At 72.6% G+C, this 22,898-nt stretch carries 14 protein-coding genes; 1 reads left to right on the top strand and 13 read right to left on the bottom strand.

Annotated features, from left to right (window positions below):
• Nucleotides 1–67: 67 nt before the first annotated feature.
• The 13 genes from fxsT (OG936_RS24035) to OG936_RS23975 form a co-directional block, all read right to left on the bottom strand.
• Nucleotides 68–3,634: an FxSxx-COOH system tetratricopeptide repeat protein gene (gene fxsT, locus OG936_RS24035; protein WP_406497348.1), complete on the bottom strand. Its 3,567-nt coding sequence runs from the start codon at nucleotides 3,632–3,634 to the stop codon at nucleotides 68–70.
• Complete coding sequence (locus OG936_RS24030) at nucleotides 3,631–4,950, bottom strand: CHAT domain-containing protein (RefSeq protein ID WP_266748511.1); 1,320 nt, start codon at nucleotides 4,948–4,950, stop codon at nucleotides 3,631–3,633. The genes fxsT (OG936_RS24035) and OG936_RS24030 overlap by 4 nt, the downstream gene beginning before the upstream one ends.
• The gene (locus tag OG936_RS24025; protein WP_406497346.1) at nucleotides 4,943–6,892 is read right to left on the bottom strand and encodes a hypothetical protein; all 1,950 of its coding nucleotides are present in this window, start codon (nucleotides 6,890–6,892) and stop codon (nucleotides 4,943–4,945) included. The genes OG936_RS24030 and OG936_RS24025 overlap by 8 nt, the downstream gene beginning before the upstream one ends.
• A 7-nt stretch (nucleotides 6,893–6,899) precedes the next feature.
• Nucleotides 6,900–7,865, bottom strand: coding sequence for an AAA family ATPase (locus OG936_RS24020; RefSeq protein ID WP_406497344.1), 966 nt, complete (start codon nucleotides 7,863–7,865; stop codon nucleotides 6,900–6,902).
• Entirely contained in the window at nucleotides 7,862–8,275 is a 414-nt protein-coding gene (locus tag OG936_RS24015; protein ID WP_406497342.1) for a CU044_2847 family protein, read from the bottom strand. The genes OG936_RS24020 and OG936_RS24015 overlap by 4 nt, the downstream gene beginning before the upstream one ends.
• An 85-nt stretch (nucleotides 8,276–8,360) precedes the next feature.
• On the bottom strand, nucleotides 8,361–11,354 hold the full coding sequence (gene fxsT, locus OG936_RS24010) for an FxSxx-COOH system tetratricopeptide repeat protein (RefSeq protein ID WP_406497340.1): 2,994 nt from the start codon (nucleotides 11,352–11,354) through the stop codon (nucleotides 8,361–8,363).
• Between the two features lie 80 nt (nucleotides 11,355–11,434).
• Nucleotides 11,435–12,826, bottom strand: coding sequence for an aKG-HExxH-type peptide beta-hydroxylase (locus tag OG936_RS24005; protein ID WP_406497338.1), 1,392 nt, complete (start codon nucleotides 12,824–12,826; stop codon nucleotides 11,435–11,437).
• Complete coding sequence (locus OG936_RS24000; protein ID WP_406497336.1) at nucleotides 12,823–14,061, bottom strand: FxsB family cyclophane-forming radical SAM/SPASM peptide maturase; 1,239 nt, start codon at nucleotides 14,059–14,061, stop codon at nucleotides 12,823–12,825. Before OG936_RS24000 ends, OG936_RS24005 begins: the two co-directional genes overlap by 4 nt.
• A gap of 176 nt (nucleotides 14,062–14,237) precedes the next feature.
• On the bottom strand, nucleotides 14,238–14,411 hold the full coding sequence (gene fxsA / locus OG936_RS23995) for an FxSxx-COOH cyclophane-containing RiPP peptide (RefSeq protein ID WP_266748505.1): 174 nt from the start codon (nucleotides 14,409–14,411) through the stop codon (nucleotides 14,238–14,240).
• Nucleotides 14,412–14,710: 299 nt separating this feature from the next.
• Nucleotides 14,711–18,211, bottom strand: a complete 3,501-nt coding sequence (locus tag OG936_RS23990; RefSeq protein ID WP_406497334.1) for an SAV_2336 N-terminal domain-related protein — start codon at nucleotides 18,209–18,211, stop codon at nucleotides 14,711–14,713.
• A 7-nt stretch (nucleotides 18,212–18,218) separates the two neighbouring features.
• Nucleotides 18,219–19,250, bottom strand: coding sequence for an AAA family ATPase (locus OG936_RS23985; protein ID WP_383755796.1), 1,032 nt, complete (start codon nucleotides 19,248–19,250; stop codon nucleotides 18,219–18,221).
• Nucleotides 19,251–19,350: 100 nt separating this feature from the next.
• Nucleotides 19,351–21,438 carry a trypsin-like peptidase domain-containing protein gene (locus OG936_RS23980; RefSeq protein WP_406497332.1) on the bottom strand — a complete coding sequence of 696 codons (2,088 nt, stop codon included), beginning with the start codon at nucleotides 21,436–21,438 and terminating at the stop codon, nucleotides 19,351–19,353.
• Nucleotides 21,435–22,166, bottom strand: a complete 732-nt coding sequence (locus OG936_RS23975; RefSeq protein ID WP_406497331.1) for a CU044_2847 family protein — start codon at nucleotides 22,164–22,166, stop codon at nucleotides 21,435–21,437. The genes OG936_RS23980 and OG936_RS23975 overlap by 4 nt, the downstream gene beginning before the upstream one ends.
• A 521-nt stretch (nucleotides 22,167–22,687) precedes the next feature.
• Between OG936_RS23975 and OG936_RS23970 the strand changes: the two genes are divergently transcribed.
• The gene (locus tag OG936_RS23970) at nucleotides 22,688–22,870 is read left to right on the top strand and encodes a DUF6104 family protein (RefSeq protein WP_003961784.1); all 183 of its coding nucleotides are present in this window, start codon (nucleotides 22,688–22,690) and stop codon (nucleotides 22,868–22,870) included.
• Nucleotides 22,871–22,898 lie beyond the last annotated feature (28 nt).

Below are 22,898 nucleotides of genomic sequence, written 5' to 3'. Positions count from 1 at the left end.
GCGGCCACGCGCACAGCCGTCCGGCGCGCCACCGCCCGGTCGGCACGGAGTACTCGCCGGACGGTCCTCAGATGACGAGCGGTTCGAACGGCTGAAACGGCGGGTCGTCAGTCGTCGGCGTCATCACGTAGGCCGCCCGGCAGGCGACGGCCAGCGGATGACGGGGCCCCAGCGCAGTGGCCGCCCGGGCCGCGCACTCCCGGCCCAGCTCTCGCGCGGCCTCCTGCTGCCCGGTCCAGATCCGTACCAGCGTCGTGTTCAACCCCCAGCCGATCGCCCACGGGTGGTCCTCCCCCACCTCGCGGGCCATCAGGGTGCGGGCCTGCTCGATACCGTCGCTCGCGATGGCGTGATCGCCCAGGGTCCATCGCATCAAAGCCGTGTTGCCCTGCGTTCCGATGGTGTACGGATGCTCCGGGCCCAGCATCCGCAAGTATCCGGCCACCACCTGCTCATGGAGCGCCCGCGCCTGCCCGGGGTCGCCCGCCTCCCCCTCCACGCAGGCACCGCTCGCCGTGATCTGCAGGGTGAGCGGGTCGTGTTCACCGAGCACGCGCAGGCAGCGGTCCCGTACGTCGATCAGCAGGGGCAGGGCCACGGCTGCTCCCGCCCGGGCATACCGGCACAGCGCCAGACTGTGCTGGGCGCGCAAGGTCTGGGGATTACCGGCCCCGAGCAGCTGCAGATGGCTGTCGACGGTCCGGCTCAGCTCCTCCTCGGCCTCCTGGTGGTGCCCGAGCAGCCGCAGATCGATGGCACAGTTGATCTCCGAGTAGAGGGTCGCCGACGCCCCCCTGCGCAGCACGGCCCGCCGCAGGGTGAGGGTGCGCCGGTCAAGTGCCAGGGCCTCCTCGTACCGGCCGAGCAGGCGCAACGACACGGCCAGGTTGTTGTCCGCGTTCAGCGTGCGGCCGTCCTCCTGGCCGAAGAGGGTCAGACAGCGGTCCCTGATCGAGACGGAGAGCGTCAGCGCCTCCTGGTAGCGCCCCTGACCGCGCAGATCGGCCGCGAGCCCGCCGACCGCCCGCAGATGCTCCGGTTCCGATTCCCTGCCCTCGGCCCGCAGCGAGACGGTCACCCTGCGTTCGACGCTCTCACTCGTGCGGTAGTCACCGAGCGCGCGCAGCAGATTGGCGTAATGGTGGCTGAGGTCCCAGATCCTCGGGTGCGTCTCTCCGAGCAGTGACCGCCAGGAATCCATGGCGGGCCCGGCGAGCCGTATTCCACTGCCGTACTCCCCCGAAAGGTACATGTAGCGCAGGCAGTTGAGGACGAGCTGCTGCACCGGAGGGTCGGTGCTCTCCAGTGCCTCTGCCCATTCGAGGTGCTGGGTGAGGGCGGCGTACAGCGGCCAGGCACCGATGTCGGCGGGGTCCCCGGGGTCGGACACCGCCAACGCGTGCCGGGCGGCGTCGCGGTAGAGAGCTCTGTCGTCCCCGGAGATCCCGCTGCGCACGAGCTGGTGGAACAACCGGTGGAGCTGAAGCGCTTCGCCGTCGCCGACCGGCCAGGAGCCGGTCTCCAGACGGGCGGCCGAGTGACGCAGCAACTGGCGCATGGCTCGCAGGCGTGCGGGGTCGTCACCGGGCGAGCCGGGCAGCTGTGCGCGCGTCAGTAGCTGTCCGGGGATGGAGCCGGGTGCGAAGAAGGCGCAGAGGCGCAGGAGTTCGAAGGCCTCCGGATCACTCTCCAGCAGCTGACTCAGCTGGATCGTCCAGGCGGTCCGGAAGACGACCGGGAAGTCCACGGAGACCCTGACCACATCCTCGCCGATGCCGTTCGTGAGGAGTTCGATGTACTCGTCGACGGTCAGCCCGGACTGATTGAGCCAGCCCGCGGTCTGATCGAGCAGCAGCGGCAGATCCTCCAGTGCCTCGGCGAGCCGGTCCGCCTCGGCCGGGGTGAGCCGCGGGGCGCGGCGGTTGATGAAGTCGACCGACTCCCGGCGCTCGTAGACCGGGACTTCGACGAGCATGCTGTTGTGCTCGCCCCATCCCAGATGGCGCGAGGTGATCAGGACATGGCCCGGCCCGGCCGGTACCAGATCCCGGATCTGTTCGGGATCGTCGGCGCCGTCGAGGACCAGGAGCCAGCGTGCGTAGGGTTCGCCGCGACGCAGCGCGTCGGCTACCGCGCGCAACCGCTCCCCGTATTCGACACCGGTGGACAGGCCCAGTTCCGGGGCGAGTTCGGACAACCGCTGACGGAAGAGGGAGCGACCGTCCGCGGGCACCCACCACACCACGTCGTAGTCGGAGCCGAAGCGCTGGGCGTACTCGACGGCCAGTTGGGTCTTGCCGACGCCGGACATCCCGCACAGGGCGACCCGGCCGTGTCCCGGCTCGGCGTCCACGAACAGCTGATGTGTCCGGTTCAGCAGTTCGTCGCGTCCGGTGAACCTGGTGTTGCGGCGCGGCACCCCGCCCCACACCTCGGGGATGTCAGCCGGATACCGGGGTCGCGGCCCGGCCACGGCACGCTCGGGCGGTGCGTCGACGGGCAGGTCCAGCCGGGTCAGCAGCCGCCGCTCGGCCTCCTCCTCGCCGATGCCTACCAGGTGGACGGGATACAGCACGCCCGTCGCGGCGGGCAGCGCCGAGGTGGTGAGGGAGACCGCCGCGAACCGGTCCGGGGCGGGCGCGACGACCTCGAGCAGGGCCCGGCTCCATTGCTCGTGGCTGTCCGGGCCGGGCCGCACGTACGCGTCGCTGAGCAGCAACAGGATGCGACCGGGCGACAGGAGCAGGTCCCTGAGCAACTCCACCGGTGGCACCTCCGGCGGCAGGGCTTCCCCCGGCGGCTCCCGGCGTTGGAGTGCCACCGGCACTCCGCGACGCTGCAGACGGTCCGCGATCCACACCGCCCAGGCCCGGTCGGGACCGGCGAAGCTGATCGTGACCGCGGTACCGGCGCCGGGCGGCGGATCGGGCGATCTGTCGGGCGAGGCCTCGGCGCGGTCCTCGGACCGGTTCGCGACATCCGGTGACTGTGTCGGCTCCGGCCCCGGCGGCACGGACGGCCGGGCGGCCGTGGCCGCGCCCGGCGGCGACGGCGCACGAAAGTTGGTCAGCCGCTCCAGGAACGCACGCAGTTGCCCCGTCGCCCTGCTCGGCCGCGCGGCGTTGGCGGGCGCCGCCCGGTCCTCCTCCCCTTCGCCCGACCCACCGGACGGCCGAGCGGTGTCCGGGCGCGCCTCGGGCGACAGCCCCGGCAGACGTCCGACGACCGTTCGGGGCGTCTTGGGTTCCGACGCCGCTTCCCTGATGTGGCAGGGCAGTTCGGCCTTGCGGACCGGCATGCCCCACTGGTTGGAGATGGTCAGCCGCAGCACGGCGGGACCGGTGACCTCACCTGCCGTGACGACGAACCGCGCCGGGCCGTACGTACCGCCGAACCGGTGCAGTACGACGCCGGGGTCGTCGAGCACTTCACAGACGAAGTTCGGAGCACCGTCCAGCGAGACACTGAAGGCCAGTTCCTCCTCGTCGTAGGGCCATGCCTCGCCATCGTGCTCGCTGCGGGCGTCGAGGGGGCCGCGCAGGTCGACGCTGACGTAGTGGACCAGTCCCGGCTCCACCTCGCGCAGCCAGCCCACGACCGGTTCGATCAGCAGAGGTTGTTCGTCACCGCTCATGGTGAGGCCCCCTCTCGCTCCCGTGCGCCGTGCTCGTGGGGTCCGGTGAGGTGCAGCGTGCTGAGGGGGTGGCCGTAGTACTGGAACATCAGGCTGTAGAGCAGTCGCAGAACGTGGCGCTGTCCTCGCGCGTCGAAGGTGCCGTCGTCCCTGACCTGGAGCGGGATGCCGCCCCCGGCCTGGAGCGGGTTTCCGCCCCCGGCCTCGAATTCGGCGAGCGCCCTGGCACGGAAGGCGCGCAGTGCGCGGGCCACCGGGCGGGCGGGATCTGCGGTCACGGCCTCGACCAGATGACGGATCAGGTCACCGGCCTCGGCCTCGCCGATCTTTCCGGCGGTGACGATGCAGCCGCCCGCCCCCTTGCCGAGGAAGATCTCGGTGAAGCCGCGCAGATACTGTCGGCCGTCGCCGTCGTAGTCGAGCAAACCCCCGGAGTGGCAGGCGTTGAGACAGACCAGTGAACCGTCCCTGCGCAGCAGGGTCATCTCCTGGTCGCTGTACTCGGCCCAGGTGACGTCGGCCAGGGTCAGTTTGCTGAGCTGATCGGCGAAGGTGCCGTGGCAGCCCATGTAGACCAGTCCGGTCCGGTCGGTGTCGTGCGCGTCGAGACTGTTCAGAAAGCTGACGATGCCGGTGTGCGGTCGGTGGTCGTAGCCCTCGAAGACGGTCATGTCGGAGCGCATGTCGTGGTGGAAATACCCGAGGACGCCACCCGCGGGAGCGGCCGCGTCGGCCGGGAAGTCGTCCCGTCCGTGCCGCACGTCGAGCCAGCGGGCGATGTCGACAAGCGCCCCCAGCAGCCCGCCGGCGAGCCCGGTCTCCGTGACGGCCGGCAGGGTCAGCGCCTCCCAGGGCAGGTCGAAGCCCGTCTGGTCGAGGAACACGATCTGGAGGGCGTCGCGGTGGGCGGCACGGCAGCGGTTGATCCAGTCGGTCAGCGGGCGCTGGTGTCCGGACCAGCGGCGGATGGACCGCAGGAGTTCGGACGGCGGCTCACCGCCCTGGCGGGCACTGCGGAGGCTGATGGCCTGCGGCCGTCGCTGCCCCTCGCCCGAGCAGTACTCCAGGGGCGGCACTCCGGGGCAGTACGCCTCGAAACCGAAGGCCTCCGGCGCGCCGTGCGGTGTGCGGTGACGCTTCACCTTGACCCGGGCGTACGTCGTGGAGGGGTGCGCTTTCGCGTGCACGGGCTCCACACCGAGCCCCTGCGGTTGTCCGGTCCGGGCACCTTCGGGTACGACGGCGCGTGGGGCGGGCAGCACCTGCCCCGCGATTCGGCCGAGCCGCCGGATGGCCCGCAGCGGCTCATCACGCACGGTCCACCGCCTCGTCGTCCGGACGTCCCACGATCACGCTGCCGCGCAACGCGTGGGCGAGTTCGGCCGGCAGCGCGGTGTACGGACGGCGCCCCGGGTCGACGACCACGCAGTGCAGCCGGGTCCGTCCCAGCGAGCCGATCCGTCCGGCGGCCGCCAGCGCGTCCTCGATCCCGGCCCGTCCCACCGGGTCGTGGCCCGGCCGACGGCCCCGGTGCGCCGCGGCGAGCGGCACGTTGCCGCGCCCGTCGGTGACGACCACCAGGAGCGCCTCGACATATCCGGCACGGTGGTGCTGGAAGGCGTGCCGCAGAGCGCGTCCGGCCCGGTCGAGGCCGTGGGCGAGCGGGGTGGCCCGGCCCGGCGGCCGGTCGAGCGCGGCGGCGATCCGCGGGTCCCGGGTGGAGCGGGCCGCGAAGGACTCGGCCCGCAGCTCGTCCGCGGCTGCCCCGCTGCCTACCTCCACGACCTGGACGGAGGCCCGGGTGACATAAGCCCATTGCAGGAACGGTTCGAGCGCGGGGTGCCAGTCCCAGCCCGGGTGGCAGGTGTGGTCGAGTACGAGAGTGAGCAGGGTCACGGGTTCGGGCGCCCGGACGTAGCCGCGCAGGTCCTGCGGAGTGATGACCAGCCGGTCGCGGCCCTCGCGGACCGCGCGGTTCTTGGCGGCCTCCATCGCCGTACGGACCGGGGCGAGGTCCCAGAGGTCACGGGCGCGCCGCACTCCGACAACAGGTCCCCGCCCGGTCCGCGGTGCGCCGGCCGGGCGTGGGGCCGGGTTGCGCAGCTCGCTGCCCTCCGCCCGAGGTCCTGCGGTGTCCTCCGGGTACGGAGTGGGGTCCGGTATGCGGTCCTGCGGCAGCGGTGCGGTGGCCGCTCCGATGGGCTCTTCGGCTCCGGGGGAGTGGACCGGGGTGTCGAGGGCTCCGTGCCGGTCCTGGGTCGTGCCGGGCACGGGTTCAACGTCCTCCCGGCGGGGCTCGGGCAGATCCGGGCCGGTGGGGGCGGTTCCGGGCCCGGGAGGGATGGCGGGCCGGTGCACGGTACGCAGCCGGATGAGTTCGGCGGCGCGGTCGACGTGCTGGGCGGTGACGTGGTGCCTGCCGGGGGGCGGAACGGATCCCTGACGAGGGGCGGATCCGTGACCGGCGGCTGCGTCGGGACCCGCCTCGGCCGCCTCCAGCCGGGCAAGGGCGCGGGCGGTGCGGGCGAGGGCGAGCGTCCTGCGGTGCCCGGCGCCGTCGCGGGCGTCCAGCATCTCCAGTACGCGTGGGGGAACTTCGGTGTGGAGGGGCATGGGCGGACGGGGCGCCCGGGGGTCCAGGGCCGCGGCCCATGCGGCGGGGAGCGGACCAAGGGGGTCGGGTTCCGGTTCGGGCCGCAGACCGGGGACGGCGAGGCGGAGCGGGAAGCGGTCCAGAATGTGCGGCGAGACCTGTTCGACGTCCTCGGTGCGGCAGACGGCGAGCCAGCGCGTGCGGGGCCGCCACCGGTGGCGGAATCCGGTGTGCTCCACGGTGGCGACATCGGCCCCGAGGAGCTGGACGGCGGCGCGCGTGCCGGGAACGCTCAGCCGGGCCAGGTCGGGCACGACGACGAGCGAGGCGCCGGTGCCCGTCTCGGTCAACGGCCCGGGCTCGACGGTGAACTCGATGCCTTCCGGGCCGCGGCGGATCCGCGGGCGCAACCACAGGTCCTCGTCGACGGTGGCCGCGTTGAGCGTCGACCGCTGCACCGGGGTGCCTGCCGAATCCCCGCCGGCCATCCGGACCAGTCCGGCGAACACATCGGTGACGGCGGCGAGATGCTCCGGCGGCAGATCGAAGAGCAGGACTCCGGGCAGCCCCGGTTCGAGGGCGGCGCAGACGAGCACGGTGAGCAGTCGGCGGGGCAGTTCGCCGGGTTCCCGTGCGAGCGCGGACTGCGGTGGGCGGGCGGACATCGGCGGCTCAGCCGAACAGGTCGCTGACGGCGGCGTCCTCGTCCTGTCCCCAGCCGAACGCCGAACCATGGGCGGACTCGGGCCTGCGATGGCGCAGGGCGAGCGGCAGCACACGGCGCACATGCGCGGGCTCGACGCGTCGGGCGTCGTCCTTGGCTGCCAGAGCGCGGGCGGCGCGGGCCACGAGCAGGTCACCACGCTGTCCGACGGCGCCCGTTCGCGCGGCCGCCTCGGCACAGAGCCGGATCATCTTCCCGTCCAGCCGGACGCGGGGCAGCCGGTCGCGCGCGGCGAGCAGTCCGCCGCGCAACCGCTCGTTGTCCTGCTCCGCCGCGCGGATCCAGGCGGAGTCCTCGACGCGGAGCTCCTCCTCGAAGGTGAGCACCGCGTCGATCATCCGGTGCCGGTCCTCGATGCCCAGCTCGGCCGTCGGGACCATCAGACCGAAACGGTCCAGCAACTGGGCGCGCAGGCTGCCCTCTTCCGGGTTCATGGTCCCGACGAGCCCGAAGGAGACGTGCGCGGTGGTGTCCAGGCCCTCCCGCTGGACGGACAGGACGCCGGTGGAGACCACGTCCAGGATGATGTTCACGATGTGGTCGTCCAGGAGGTTGACCTCGTCGACGTACAACAGGCCCTTCTTGTGGGCCTCTTCGAGCAGGCCGGGCTGCCTCTTCGGCTCGCCCTGCATCAGGGCGTCCAGTTCCCAGCCGCCGAGGACCCGGTCGTCCGTGGCGTTGATCGGCAGGGTGACGGGCAGCGCACCACCGGACATCAGCGCGAAGGCGCGTACGACGGTGGACTTGGCGGTGCCGCGTTGTCCGGAGACGAGGACGCCTCCGATGTCCGGGGCGATGAAGTTGAGCTCCAGTGCGACTTTCAGTTCGTCCTGACCCACGATCCGGCTGTACGGGAGGATGGGGATCGGCGGCGTCGGCCGGGGCGGGCCGGCGGGCGAGGGGGCCCCGCTCATGAAGCGTTCACCACCGTGGTGTCCGCCCGCCCCTCCTGGCCGGGCTGCCAGCGGAAGGTGACCTGGATCTGGGCTTCCGCCCCGGCCTTCACCACAGCCGCCATGCCTGCCTCGAAGGTGATGCCGACCTGGAGCTCGACCTCGTCGGGCCGCAGCCCCTCCCCCAGATCACCTAATCGGCGCATCGCCTGGGACGCACATCGGCGGGCCAGGTCGAGCCCTTCCCCGTACAGGTCCCCGGCCGCGCCGAGAGCCCGCCGCGCGGCGCCGCCGTCCCGGGTCTCCTCCAGGTCGTACAACGAGTCGGCGTCGATGGGCGGCCCCCCGGCGCTCGTGTACGCCTCGGCGTCCACGACGACCGGTATCGGGCCGTCCTCCCCGGGCACCACGGACCCCACGACGATTGCCATTCGCTTCCCCTTCGTGCATCAACCAGCCTGCCGGACAGATTGCTGACGCTCAGTCATCTTCCGCGTACGCTTTGCCGGATCGACGTCAGACCATCTGCGGCTCGAAGTCCCAGTACGGACGGTTGCGGGAGCGCGCCGAGACCGTGTGGACGTGCTGGACGCCCAGCGTCGCCACCAGGTCGCCCAGCGCCTCCGTCTCAATCTTGTCCGCGCGCTGCCGATCCCGGATACCGCGCAGGTCGGCGGCGTGCGCGATCCGGGCGGAGAGGGTCAGCGGGTGGGTCCGGCCGAGCACCTCGATGGCCCGGGTGATGACCGAGTCCGTCAGCACGGCGGCGGATTCCGGGTCGCCCACCAGATTGCGCATCGCGGAGGCGTTGATGGCACAGCCCAGCGTCCACGGGTGGTTCTCTCCCACGGCGCGCGTCATGTCGGCGAGCGCCTCCTCCAGAAGGCTGTGCGCGTGCTCCCGCTCCCCCACGTTACGGAGGATCAGCGCGTGGTTGGCCCGGGCCCCCGCCACATAGGGGTGTCCCTCGCCGAGCATGTCCGCATAGCCGGAGACGACCTTTTCGCTTATGTCCCTGGCCTGGTCGATGTCGGCGTGCTCACGGGCAAAGAAGCTCTGGCTGGCGGCGCACATCATCGTCAGCGGGTCGTTCTCGCCCAGCACCCGCTCGGAGCGCTCCAGGACCCGGGTGAACAGCTTCGCGGCCATGGCGCGCTCACCGGTCCGGTACTGGCAGAGCGCGAGGTTGTGCTCGGCACGCAGGGTCTGCGGGTTGTCAGCGGTCATGACCCGCCGGTGCAGCGCGGCACTCTGGCTCTGGAGCGACAGGGCTTCGCCGTACCGGCCGAGCAGCCGCAGGTCGGTCGCGTAGTTGATCTCGGAGTAGAGCGTCCAGCTGTGCCGTGGGCGCAGCAGCTGGCGCCGGGCCTCCAGGGTGCGCCGGTTGAGTTCGAGCGCCTCCTCGTACCGGCCCAGCAGCCGCAGCGAAGTAGCGAGATTGTTCTGCGCGCTGAGCGTGCGCGAGTCCTGGTCGCCCAGCAGCTCGCGGTAGGCGTCGAGGATCCAGGCCGACATCTCCAGCGCCTCGTCGTAGCGGCCGAGGCCCCGCAGGTCGGCGGCGAGGCCGCCGGCTGCGCGCAGGTGTTCCAGGTCCTGTGCACCGCGTTCGGTGCGCAGATGGTCGACGGCGGCCCGTTCGATGGCCTCCGTACCGGCGTAGTCGCCGACGGCCCGCAGCACGTTCGCGTAGTGGTAGCTGAGGTCCCAGACCCTGGGGTGGTCCTCGCCGAGGAGTTCCCGCCAAGCCTTCATGGCGCGTTCGCCCAGCTTGATGCCGGCCCGGTACTCCCCCGAGAGGTACATGTAGCGCAGGCAGTTGAGCACCAGGGTCTGCACCGCCGGATCGGTGCTCCGGAGCACGTCGGCCCATTTCAGATGCGGGGTGATCTCGGCGTAGGCGGGCCACAGGCGGGTGTCGGCGGGCCGGCCGGGGTCTGCGGCCGCGAGGGCCCGGCGGACCACGTCGATGAACTCCTGGCGGTCCCGTTCCGGCATGTCCTTGCCGATGATCTGGTGGACCATGCGGTGCATGTAGAGCGATTCGCCGGACGACGCCTCGTCGACGACCGATTCGTGGGACTCCAGGCGGACCACGGAGTACTGCCGGAGCTGGCTGATTGCCTTGTTCCACAGCAGCGGGTCGTTCATCAGGCCGGAGAGCTGTTCCGGCAGTTCGCCGGGGGGCATTTCCTTCAGCAGCCGCACGGGGATGGAGCCGGGCGCGAAGAAACTGCACAGGCGCAGCAGGTCGACGGATTCGGGGACCGTGTCCTTGAGCTTGTTCAGCAGTATCGACCAGGCGGTCTGGAAGGCGAGCGGGAAGTCCGCGGAGACCTTGACGACGTCCTGGTCGATGCCGCCTTCGAGGAGATCGATGTACTCCCCGACCGACATGTCGGAGTCGTTGAGCCAGCCGGCGGTCTGGTCGAGGAGCAGCGGGAGGTCTTCGAGGGCTTCGGCGAGCTGGTCGGCCTCGGGCGGGGTCAGGCGCGGGGCCCGGCGGCGGATGAAGGCGACCGATTCTTCGCGGGCGTAGACCGGGACCTCGACGAGGTTGCTGTTGTGCTCGCTCCACTCCGGGTTGCGGGAGGTGATCAGGACGTGTCCGGGGCCGGTCGGCACCAGGTCCCAGATGTGTTCGGGTTCGTCGGCGCCGTCCAGGACGAGGAGCCAGTGGGAGTGCGGTTCGCCGCGGCGCAGCGCGTCCCGTACCGCGCGCAGCCGTTCGCCGTACTCGGCGCCGGTGGACAGGCCCAGTTCGGGGGCGAGTTCGGCGAGCTTCTGGCGGTAGAGGGCACGACGGTCGGCGGGCACCCACCAGACGACGTCGTACTCGGAGCCGAAGCGGTAGACGTACTCGGCGGCCAACTGGGTCTTGCCCACGCCGGACATGCCGTGCAGGGTCACGACCCCGGCGCCGGATTCGGCGTCCTGGAGGGACCGGTACGCCTTGCCGAGCAGCTCCTCGCGGCCCGTGAAGCGGATGTTGCGGCGCGGCGCACCGCCCCACACCTCGGGGGTGTCGGCCGGATAGCGGGGGCCCTGCCTGGCCTCGACAGGCTCGGACAACGGATCGGTGGGCAGGCCCAGGCGTACGAGGAGCCGCCGCTCGGCCTCGTCGGCACCGACGTTGGTGAGATCTGCGGCACCGAAGACCGAGGTGGCGCCGGGCATCGCGGAGGTGGTGACGCAGACGGCGGCGAAGAGGTCGGGGTCGGGGGCGACGACCTCGCGCAGGGCCCTGTTCCACTCGTTGTGGCTGCGGGGGCCGAGCTGGAAGTACCAGTCGCTGAGGATCACCAGCACGCGGCCGCGGGCCAGGGTCAGATCCCGCAACGACTCCTCCAGCGCGACCTCCACCGGGGGGTCCCACCGCTGCAGGACGACCGTCGCTCCGCGCCGCTCCAGACGGTCCGCGATCCACGCCGCCCAGGCGCGGTTGAAACCGGCGAAACTGATGGTGACGGCCTGCGCCCCGGTTGCTCCAACTTGCTTACGCGTTGCGGGCATTCAACCGTCTCCCTGCCTCGTTGCGAGCGTTGTCAACATACACCGGAGCATGGTCGCTCCGATCGATATCGCGCGGTCGCTCACTGCCTTCGCGAGCCGTTCCTCTGCTGCCATATCACCTTCGCGGTGGACACGTACGCCTGCGCGCGCGCGAGATGCCCCGTGGGGGGCGGACAATCGTCCAGACGGTGGTAGAGCGTGATCATCTCGTCGACGAAGACCCGGCCTTCTCGGGTCAGCGCCACCGATCCGGCCAGCACCGGCAGTACGGCCCCGACCTGTTCGCGGCAGCGGGCGTGTTCGGACCAGGCCAGGTCGCGATGGGTGACGCGCCGCGCGCCGAGAGCGAACCGCTGCCAGTAGTCGGCCAGCGCGATGTGCGAGTACGCGCCCTGGAGGAGGCCGTCGAAGGGCCTCGGGTCGGGGCGCCAGGGGGCGAAGTGGCGTGATGTCGCGTCCTCGTGGTGCAGCGGCACGAGTGCGCCGAGCGCGGCCAGCTTGGTGTGGTGGAGCTCGTGGACGAGGGTGGAAGCGAGGTAGGCGGGGGTGGACGGTTTACTGCTGAGGACAGCGCCGAACGCCTCGCGCCTGGTGCCGCTGCAGTGGGCCGCGCCCCCGCCCGTGGGCCCGGAGCCGGGTGGCGGGCCGAGCGGTACCAGGCAGCGCAGGAGGACGGCCGCTTCGGTGAGGCGGTGCTCGCCGCCGATGCGGAGCAGGGGCGCCAGCCCGGACCAGGACTCGATCCAGGCCTTGCGTTCGTGGTCGTCGATGTGGGTGGCGGCGCTCAGCCCGTGACGCACGAGCCCGCCGCCGTCGGTGCGGTACGGATCGACGTCGTCCAGGGGTACGGGTCCGGCGCCGGGCAGTACGGCGGGCAGGACGAGCACGGGCAGCCAGCGCGGGTCTGCCGAGTCGGCCGTCCCGTCCCGCTGCGTACGCACCACGAGCGGTGCCCGGACGCCGCCCGGACGCACCGTCAGTTCCCCGTCCGAAAAAGCGATGTCGACCGGGCCGGGGACCGTACGCAGAGCACCCAGGGTGGGCAGCGGGAGGAACCCGTCGTGTGCGGTGAGCCGGGTCGTGAACGCCACTCCTGCCCGGATCGCCGCGGCGGCGGCGAGGGCGCTCAAGTGGTCGAGGTCTGCCCGGAGTTCGGTGCTCGGTCCGGAACCGGAGAGGCCGCGCAGGCAGCGCTGGGCCCAGGGGCCCACGAGGGGGTGGAGCAGGACGGTGCGCACGGCGGCCCGGTCGGTGCGTTCGGCCGATTCCAGCAGTGCCCAGTCCTGGCGGAGCCGGTCGAGCGCCCGGTGCGGGCAGACGGTCGCGGGCGCGGCCTCGGCCGCGTCGAGCAGGGCGCGCAGGAGGAGGAGCCGGCGGGTGTCCTGGTCGCGTACGAGTACGTGGAGGGTGTCGGCGTCGCCCTCGGTGCGGCCGAGTCGGCGCAATATGTGGTCCGGGAGTGGGGGGCTCATCGGTGTGCTCCTGCGGTTGCGTCGGCCAGCCGGCCCGCGATGTGGCGCACCAGCCGTTCGAGATCGGCGCAGTAGACGGACGGGTTGGTGAAGCCGTTCTCTGCGCGGTAGCGGTGCGCGTAGTGGCCACCGCCGCAGACGGTCAGCAGCGGGCAGGCGCGGCAGGCGGCGGCAAGTGCGTCGGCTCCTGCCTGGCGGGCGGCGATGCCGGGGTGGCGCAGGGCGTCGTCGAAGGTGTGCCGGAAGATGTCGAGCCCGGTGGCGGCGGCCGTGTCGTAGGCGGACTTGAGGGAGTCCACCTGCTCGATCGTTCCGTCGGTCTCGACCACGATCGCGTTGACGGGGTCGAGGCCGAGGGATTCGGTGGCGGCGGGGAGGCCCAGCAGCAGGGCGATGCACTCCTCGAAGAGCCGCACCCGGGTCTCCCGGCGCCGGGCCGGCCACCAGCGGTCGAAGACGGTGACGAGCCAGTCGCCGTACGGGGTCGGGCGGTCCGGTCCGGGCCCCGCCGTGCGCATGTCGGGCAGGCCCGGCGGGGGGTTCGTCCAGTTGCCGTGCGGCAGCAGCAGGTCCAGGGCCGGCGGGCGCAGGGTGAGCAGCGATTCGTACAGCTCGACCGGGTCGGTCAGCGGGTCGACGACGGTGAGGATGCCCGCGTACGCGTGCGGGTACCGGTCGGCGAGGAGCCGGGCGCCGCGTGAGGCGGCGGGCCAGGAGGGGCGTCCGGCGTGGTCGGTGCGCTGGATGTTGTGGGCGGCCAGACCGCCGTCGAGGCTGATGCCGATGCGTATGCCGTGCCGGGCGAGGGTGGCGATACGCGCGTCGGTGAGCAGGGTGGCGTTGGTCTGCGCGGTGGTGTGGAGGGTGCAGCCGTCGGGCATCAGGCCGCGTGCCCGGTCGGTGAAGGCGGCCAGCCGGGCGGCGCCCGCGAGGAGGGGTTCGCCGCCGTGCAGGACGAGGGAGACGTCCCGCAGTCCATGGACTGCGGCGTGTTCGGCGATCCGGTCCGCGGTGCGGTCCAGGACGGCCGGCGCGGCGGCGGCCGGGCGGGTCCGCCAGGTCCGGTCGGGGCCCTCGTAGAGGTAGCAGTAACGGCAGGCGAGATTGCAGCGGCCGTGCGCCTTGACGATGAACTGCCCGAACGGGACGGGGAGTCGGCCGGCTGCCCCGGTACTCGTGCGTGAGGGAGTGTGCGGCGTCGACTCTGGAGACACTCCGGCACCCCCGTGCTGCATGTTCGTGGGGACGGCCCCCGTCGTCGGCCCCGGGCAAGTATCCCTGGCCGGCCGTGCGGGCAAACCCGTCCCGGGCCACGATGTCCGGTTCAACCGGACCCCTGACCGAATTCGTGCGGCTTCGGCGCCGTGCGGCGGCTTCGGCGCCGTGCCGCGAGGCCGCGGGGCACTTCTTCTCAGAAGGCGTTGGTGAATCCCCACAGCATCTCCCGCGGCTGCTCGGCCCGGCCGCGCAGATCCGCGACCACTTCGGCGAGCACCGGGTGCTCCAGTGTCCGCAGTGCCTCCAGATCCAGCCCCAGGAGGTCCGGCAGCGCATCCGGCCCGCCGTCGCGTATCGACTCGCTCATGGTGTCTCCCCGTATCTCGTACTGCCGCTCGAACCCGCGGTCACTCGCTCGCCGTTGAGCGCATCCCGTTGAGCCCGCGTCCCTGACACACGTATCTCCGCTCGCGCAGCCGTGCGGCTCGCGCGAGCCGCGCCGCCTCGCACCGGTCGCCTCTGTACCGATGCCCCGCACAAGCCGACATACGCCTTCTTGAGCCCGCCGTCGACCGGCGTCGGTCGTACACCGGCCGTACCCGGCGCGCGCCGTCCGGTTCACATCACGCCCGGAGCCGCTCCGCCCGAACACTCGCCGCCCGGTAGTCAGCGCTCCAGCTCCGCCAGCCGTTCGGCGGTCGATTCGCCCGCCGAGCCGCCGCCGTCCGGCAGCTTGCTCCATTGCCGGACGGCCGCCCGGTACGCCTCGCGTGCGGCCCGGGGACGGCCCGCCCTCTCGTATGTCATACCCCGCCAGTGGTTGGCTGTAGCACCCAACTCGACGGCCTGCTGGACCTGTTGCGGACCGTCCAGCTCCGCCTCCGCCGTCCCGGCCGCCTCGGCCGCGTCCCGGAACGCCTCGGCCGCCTCGTCGAGCCGGGCCGGACGGTGCAGCACCCGGGAGGCGTCGAGGTGGGATAGGCCCAGTTCCAGCCAGCAGTGCGCCTCGGTCAGCGGGTCGGTCGCCTCCTGGGCCGCGAGACCGAAGAGATGCTCGGCCTCCCGCAGGTCGACCCGGTCCTCGGTGGCCCGGTGCCGCAGCATCAGCGCCCGGCCCAGCATCAGCAGCCGCTCGGCCTGGCGCCTGCCGCCCACCGCCGTCTCCGTACGGCAGTCGCGCAGCACCCGTACCGCGGCACCGATGTACGGGCGCCCGTCGGGCAGTTGGGCGCGACGCAGCAGGGTGCCGCCCCACTCGGCGAGCAGATCGGCGTGGGCCTGCGAGTCGCGCGGGACGCCGCGCGCGGCGCGGGCGAACCAGTCGGCCGCCGCCACCAGTTCGTCCGGATTTCCGGTGTGCGCGTAGCGGGCGACACGGACCCGGGCGGCCCGGGTCTGCAGCGAGGCGCGCAGCCGCTGTTCCCGTACGGTCTCCAGCGCCTGTTCGATCAGGGCGCCCGCCTCGTCCGGCTCCTCGCCGGAACCGAGCAGGGCATCCACCAGGTCCAGCAGGATGCGCACCTCGGTGCCCATGGTGTGCCGGCCGCCGCCCTGTTCGAACGCGGTGCGCAAGGAGCGCGCGGCCTGACCGGCGTAGACGCGGGACTGTTCGGCGTCGGCGGTGGCGCCGGACAGTTTCAGGAGCGTACGGCCGTGCGCCAGGGGCAGGGCGGTGGGGCGGTTCTCCTGGTCGGGCCAGACGTCGGCGAACGCCTCCAGCATGCCGCACGCGGCCTGCAGCAGGGCCGTGTCGCCGTCGAGCCGCCACTGTGCCTCCAGGGCCCGGACCCGCTCCAGGGTGAGCCGGAGGGCCTCGGCGGGTTCCAGGCCCGGATCCGAGCAGGCCGCCGTGTACTCGCGGTCGGCGCGGCGCAGCAGTTCCAGTGCGCCGCGCACGTCGCCATGGCGCCGACGGTCGTCGGCCGCGGCGTGCAACACCTTGGCCAGTACGGCCCGTTCGCGTACCGCGCCGGGGTGTGCGGCGGCCCGTTCGGCGGCGTACTCGGCCTCACGGAGCAGCTCGCCGTCGCCCTGGACCTCCCACAGGCGCAGGACGCAGCGCGAGTACTCCGCCCACAACTCGGGGTCGGCGCCCGGATGCTCCTCGCGCTCGGTGGCGCCCCGCAGCAGCTGCACGGCGTCCATCAGGTACTGCACCATGTGGTCCGATTCGAAGTGCCGCAGCAGGACGCGGGCGCTCTCCACCGCCGCGTTCGGTGTCTGGACGGGGCCGCGGTGTCCGTCCCGGTCGGCCTGGACGACGAACTGCTCGGGCAGAGGCATGAATCGCTCCAGTACGCGGACCGCGACCTCGGCGAAGGGGTGGGGGACGCGCGGACCGCCGATTGCGCCGCTCTCCCCGTTCTCGCCACCCTCTTCGATGTCCTCGTCGGGCGCACCGTCCGCCAGGGTGTCCCTGGTGGGGGTGGTCCGCGACGGCGCGTACCGGCCCTCGCCGAGCTGGGCGAAGGCCAGGGCCGGGAAATTCGGCCCGCCCTTCCCGAACCGCTGCTCGATGTACTGCGAGCAGTGCTTGAGTACGAGCAGTGCCTCGTCGCGGCCCAGCGGACCGAGCAGCGCCTCGCGGACGCCGGGCGCGAACTCGTACCACTGGCCGACGCCCTCGCCGGCGCCGCTGCCACCCTGGCTCCCACTCCGGGTCAGCAGTCCGCTCAGCAGCACCTCGGCGAGTTCGGACGGTCCCGAGTTCGGCAGCATCGTGCGCTGCACCAGCTGCATCACCGGCAGATACAGCGGGGCCGCCGCGAGGTAGACGGCCAGCTGTCCGGCCGCCGGAGAGGCTGCCGAACGGAACCGGCTGACCATCTGGAGCGAGGACAGTCCGTCGCCCGGTCGCTGCGCGGCCGCCGCCGGCTGATCGGCCCGTACCCAGCCGACGGCGCCGGAGATCTGCCCGGCACCGGTGCCGGAGAGCAGTCTCGCCCAGGCCGCCAACGCGCCTTCCACCGGCGGGAGTACGGGTATCGCGAGCGCGCCCGGGTGCACGGCGGGCCCCGATCCGGCGTGCTCCGTGACCTTCAGCGCGGCGGCTCCGCCGGGCCCCTCGCCCCGGGACAGCGAACCGTAGGTGACCGGCAGCCTGGTCCGGTTCCACATCCGCTGCGGCAGGGGCTGGAGCACGGCCGCCGGGGCCTGCCCGGCCAGCTGGTGCAGCAGCCGGTGGGCCCGGCCGGTACGCCAGAGCGGACCGGCGCAGTCGCTGACCAGAACGGTGACCCGCCGGCCGGTCGGATCGCTCAGCCGGTCCGCGGAGTTCAGCGGCGCGGCGGCCGGATCGGGGCTGCGGCTCACCGCCGCCGCGCCGTCGGGCCCCTGGTGCAGATAGCGGACCTGGACATCCCGGAAGGCACCCAACTGACCTAATATCTGCTGGAGTTCACCGAACAGCCGGTCCCACACCAGCATCGAGGACGAGGCGTCCATGACGCACTGCAGGAGCGCCTCGCCCCGGGACGCACCCCGGAACACCGGCATGATCATCCCGCCGGCCCGGGCGCTGAGCTCGGCGGTCGCCGTCTCGTCGAGGGTGCGGCGCAGTGGCGGTGCGGCCGGGCGGTAGCGCTGCAACGGGCGCAGGGCCCGCTGGAGTTCGAGCGGTGCGGGCAGCGCGGGAGCGGCGGGCACGCCCAGGGTGAGGGCGCTCGCCCGGCCGCCCCGGCCGGTGCTCCGCCCCCGACCGGCCGCGTCGTCCGGGCGGGGGCGGCCGGGCGGTCCGGTGCGGGGCACGGGGTAGAGGGCGATCCGCCGGTCCGCGTCCCCGAGATCCTGCTGCCGCACGGCGTCGCCGCCGTCAGGTGCGGGGTCCGGGGCTACGTCGCCCCCCGCCTCCGGCCGTACGGGGCGTCCGCCCGGCCGGTCCTCCTGCGCCGGGTCGGCGGGCAGCGGCGGCGCGGCCCCGCCGCTCTCGTCGTCCGGCGCGTCGGGGTCACGGGTCCAACGGGCCAGCCACAGGGCGTCACAGAGCTGCTCGACGTCGGGGTCGAGCCCGGCCTCCCGTAACCGGGCGACGAACGCGGGCAGCAGACCCCCGTCGTTCGGCGGCGCGTCGCCCGCGACCGGTGCGCCCGCCACGACCGGGGCCTCGCCCGCGACGCTGTCGTGGCCGCCTTCCTCGTCCGGTCCGCGGCATGGCACGCCCCTGGACATCAGCGCATCACCTCGGCCGGTCGAGTCGCTGGATGAGCAGGTCGGCCAGGCGGTCGCGGCCGGCCGGGGCGGCGGCGTCGGTGAGGTAGATCGCGTTCAACAGCTGGTCGGTGGCGAGGAGTTCGCTCCGGGAGCGTTCCAGGAAGTGGGCGATGAGATCGTCCCCGGAACGCGCCGCCTCGTCGCCGAGGTGGGCGCGTACGAAGGTCGCGAGCCGCTGGTGGTCGGGGCGTCCGAGCTCCAGGTGGATGCAGCGGCGCATCAGGGGCGCCGGGAAGTCCCGCTCGCCGTTGCTGGTGAGCACCACGAACGGGAAGGCCCGGCACTGCACCCGGCCGCCCCGCACCTTCACCTTGTTGCCGTCGTCGTCGAGGACCTCGGCCTCTCCGCCGGGCAGCCGGTCGGCGATCCGCTCCAGCTCGGGAATGCCGAACTCGCCCTCCTCCAGCACATTGAGCAGGTCGTTCGGCAGATCGATGTCGCTCTTGTCGAGCTCGTCGATGAGCAGGACGCGCGGCCGGTCCGAGGGCAGCAGCGCGGTGCCGAGCGGCCCGAGCCGGATGTAACTGCCGACGCTCTGAGCCGATTCGGCGCCGGTCGCCCCGGCCGCCGCGCCGTGCGCGGCGATCTGCACGTCCTGGAGGCGGGCGATCGCGTCGTAGTGGTAGAGGCCGTCCTGGAGTTCCGAGCGGCTGACGATCGGCCAGCGCAGGACCCGGCCGAGCCCGAGCTCGTGGGCGACGGAGTGCGCCAGCGTGCTCTTCCCGGCGCCGGGGCTGCCGGTGACCAGCAGCGGACGCCGCAGATAGAGCGCCGCATTGATCATTTCGAGCTCTTCGGCGCCCGGCCGGTGGAGTTCGGCGATATGCCGGTAGCCGCCGAGACGGCGGTCGGCGGAGCCGTCCCCCTCCTGCTCACCGGGGTCCGGCGCACCACGGCCCGCGAAATCCCGCCAGGGCGGCGGGGGCGGCAACTGCTCGATGCCTTCGTGCGGCTCGCCGGCCCCTCGGTAGATGAGCCACTCGCTGGGTTCACTCATAGCGTGTTCCTCGTCACTCGTCCGCCAGTGGCAGCAGTCGAACGTGCATCACGGCAGCGATCCGCCGTATGCCCCGTAAGGGGCCGGCCGGCCCGGTCGTTCACGGCGCCTCCAAGAACTCGTCGCCGGAGCCGGGCAGCGGGTGATGTGGATCTTGATACAGCAGCGCTACGCCGTCCGACCAGAACGTTTCCGTACGCCCCGCATGCACCCCCTGCCTCAGCCGATGGATCTTCCGCGGCAGCTGATCGGCCGTGCCGGCCTCGGTGACGGATCGGGCGGCGCTCCGGTGGAATTCCGTGCAGACCGCGGCCGGTTCGGCCACTCGGCGCCGCCACAGGGCCACTCCGAAACCGGCGTCGAGCACCCGTCCGAGACCGGCCGCGGCCTCCGGATGGGCCGGGTCGCCATGACGGCAGAGCACCGGGACCGTCTCGTACGCCAGTCCGCGCAGCTCCTCCACCACCGGTACGGGTACCCGCATTCCGTCCTCGCAATCGACGACGGCGGCCCGCATCGCGGCGGACACGGTCCGGTTCCAGCGCGCCTCGCGTTCGTCGATCTCGTCATCGGCCGGCAACCGGCCGCGCTCAGGGCAGCGGATGACCACGGGCCGCAGCACCCCGAGGGGTGGCCCGTCGGGCGGCACCCGCCATGCGTCCACCTCCAGGTCCATCAGGCTCCGGTCGACGACGACCTGGAGCATGGCGGGGCTGGCGGGTTCGTCGCACCGCCGGAACGCCTCCGCCAGCGGGCCGGCGAGCCGGGCGGGGAGCGCGTCCCGTGCGGTGCCCCGGCTGTCCTCGGCGACGGGCAGGACGTCCCCGGCGTGCCGGCCGACGCCGATCCGCCAGTCGTAGCGGTCCGGTTCCCAGCCGCGCGGCTCCAGCTCCAGCAGGACGAACGGGACGCTGCGGGTCCGGGCGGATTCGAGCGTCGGCGCCGGGGTGCGCGCGTGTTCGCGGCCGGGGGCGTGCCGGTCGCTGTACCGGAGCCCGGCGAGCTCGTGCCGGAACTTGCGGGAGAGCCGCTCCTCCGCCATCCGCTTCACCCAGTCCCACAGGGACGCCTCGGCGTCCTGGGTGGACGGCAGGACATAGGGACGTTCGGCGGAGATGGCACTCATGCAGTAGCGCAGGACCAGTTCCAGCGCGCCGTCGCCGCCGGGGGCGTCGTACAGCGCCCCCAGTCCGTCGCGCCAGCCGCGCGGGGCGGCGTGATGCTCGCTCGGGTGGGTGTCCGGCAGCCGGTCCAGGAGGCCGAGGAGACTGCGGGTGCTGAGCGGGGGCGGGAGTTCGGCGAGCCGGCCGAGCAGGTCGACCCGTTGCTGGGGGCTGAGGGCGAGCCCGGCTCCGGCGCCCAGTTCACGCTGGACATCGGCCCAGGTCCGCTCCGTGCCGACGGAGCTGATGTGCCGGTCGGCGTGGTAGCGGTCGTGGGCGTGGAACACGGCCTGGTAGGGGTCGTCGGACTCGGCGGCCACCGCGCCGGGCGGCACGGGCAGCGTACGCAACCGCTCGACGCCGATCGAGGTCCCGCCGGTCGCACCGTCGGAACGCGACTTGAGTACGCCGACGACCTCGCCACGGGCCAGGTCCACCACGGGTCCGCCGGACAGGCCGGGGTACATCCGGTCGCCGTCGAGCCGCATCTGTTCGTCGTCCTCGGCCCAGTCGCCGAAGGTGCCCATCACCTGGCACCGCCCGCTGAACCGGGTCAGCTGCCCCGACCCGCCGTCGGTCCAGCCGGCGTAGAGGACCGAGCCGCCGCCGAACATGCCCGCCGGGCGCTCGGTGACGTACATACAGGAGTGCGCGACGGGCCGCAGCAGCCGGATGAGCGCGAGGTCGGGCGCGGGCCAGCCGCCCGCCCCGGACCCGCCGGGCCGGCTCTCGGGCAGGGCGGCGACCACGGTGCCCTCGACCGCGGTCTCGGCGCTGCCGGGGTCCGGCTTGAAGACCACGTTCACGTGACGCCCCTCCCCCTCCATCGCCACGTGCGCGCACGTGAGGACCCAGCTCGGGGCGATGAAGAAGCCGCTCCCCAGAAAGCCTCTGTCGGATCCGTCCGGGGCATACCCGGGCTCCGGCCGATGGATGCGTACGGTCGCCGCCATCACGAGGCCCACCAGCGCACGGTAGGCACCCTCCGAGCCGCCCCCTGCGCCCCTGCCCGGCGGCTGCGTCATGACCCGCTTCCGGCGCCGGTCCCGGCCTCGTCCGAACGCGCCGGTGCGCCGGTGGATGCCCCGGCGCCCGGATTCCCTGTGGACGAGCCGGTGTCCGGAGTCCCGACGGGCGGGCCGGTGTCCGGGGTCCCGACGGGCGGGCCGCCCGGCGACGCCGGGGACGACGAGGGAGCCTGTGGTGCGGCCGGTGGCGTCGTGGGGGCGGGCGGGTCCACGGGCGGCGAGGCGGGCGGGGGCGGCATGTGCGGCACGGGGTGCGGGGGCGTCGGCCCCGCCGGGTGCCCGGTGGCCCGCGCCCCGGAACCGTGATCCGGCGTTGTCCGTCCCGCCCCGCGCGCCTCGCTCTGCGCCGGTATCGGCGGGTCGGCGGGCGGGCCCCCACCGTTCCACGTCAGGGTGACCTTGATGCCGCCCTTGGCCTCGCCGTCGGCGAGGAGGCCGACGACCTTGCCCGCCTTCGCGGTGAGCTCGATGCCGAATTCGACGCTGACCTCGTCGGGTCGCACCGCCCGCAGCGGCTCGGCAAGCGAGCGCGCGACGCTGGTCACGACGGCCTGCAGGCTCTCGACCCGGGCCTGCACCTGCTCGGCGAAGTCCCTGTACCCGATGTCCGTGAACGCCGGACCCCGGGCGGGCTTCGCCAGCTCCTCCGCCCCGGAGATCCGCGCCCAGACCGGCGTGCCGTCCGGCATCTCGATGCGTGTGATACGGGTCCCGCTGTCACCCATGAAACCCCCCGTTCCCCCAACTACCCGCAGGCTAACGGCAGTACGCGGCCGATGCGAGACACATGGACCATGACGCCACCACCCCGCCGGCCGGCTCTCGGCCGGTCAGCACATCCGTCGCGGACCGCGCCGGGGACGTACTTCCGGCCTCCGCGAGGCTGTCACCTGGCATCAGGGTCATCAGCAGCGGATTGATTGGGCTGGGATTCCTGGGCGTTGCTCGGAATTCTTCACGGTCTTTTCAAGCTCCTCCCGGTTGATACGTGATCTTTGTGGCTGGGGTGCGTTGTGTACGTGAGTCCGATGATCGGACAGCGGTCTTGACCAGTAGGGCGGGGTGATGTGGTGCGGCGGAAAGTCCAGCTGGGTGAGGGGGAGACGGAGCGGGTGGCGTGTGCGTCGGCGTCCGCGTTCCGTGGCCTGGACACCACAGTCGAGATCACTTTTCCACCAGGACCAAGGCCGGGCCGTAAGCCCAGCCCCACCTAGGAAAACCTAAGCTCATCTGAGACGCTTTCCGCATGTACTTCACCGACCGCGGTATCGAGGAGCTGGAGAAGCGGCGAGGCGAGGAAGAGGTCACTTTCGAGTGGCTCGCCGAGCAGCTCCGTACGTTCGTCGATCTCAATCCCGACTTCGAGGTGCCTGTCGAGCGCCTCGCCACCTGGCTGGCCCGCCTCGACGACGAGGACGAGGACGAGTAGAAGCAGAAGCAGAAGCGGAAGCGGGAGG

The organism is Streptomyces sp. NBC_00846 (assembly GCF_045207325.1).
In the GTDB taxonomy this organism is placed as follows: Bacteria; Actinomycetota; Actinomycetes; order Streptomycetales; family Streptomycetaceae; genus Streptomyces.
This window is presented reverse-complemented; position numbering and strand designations above follow the sequence as displayed.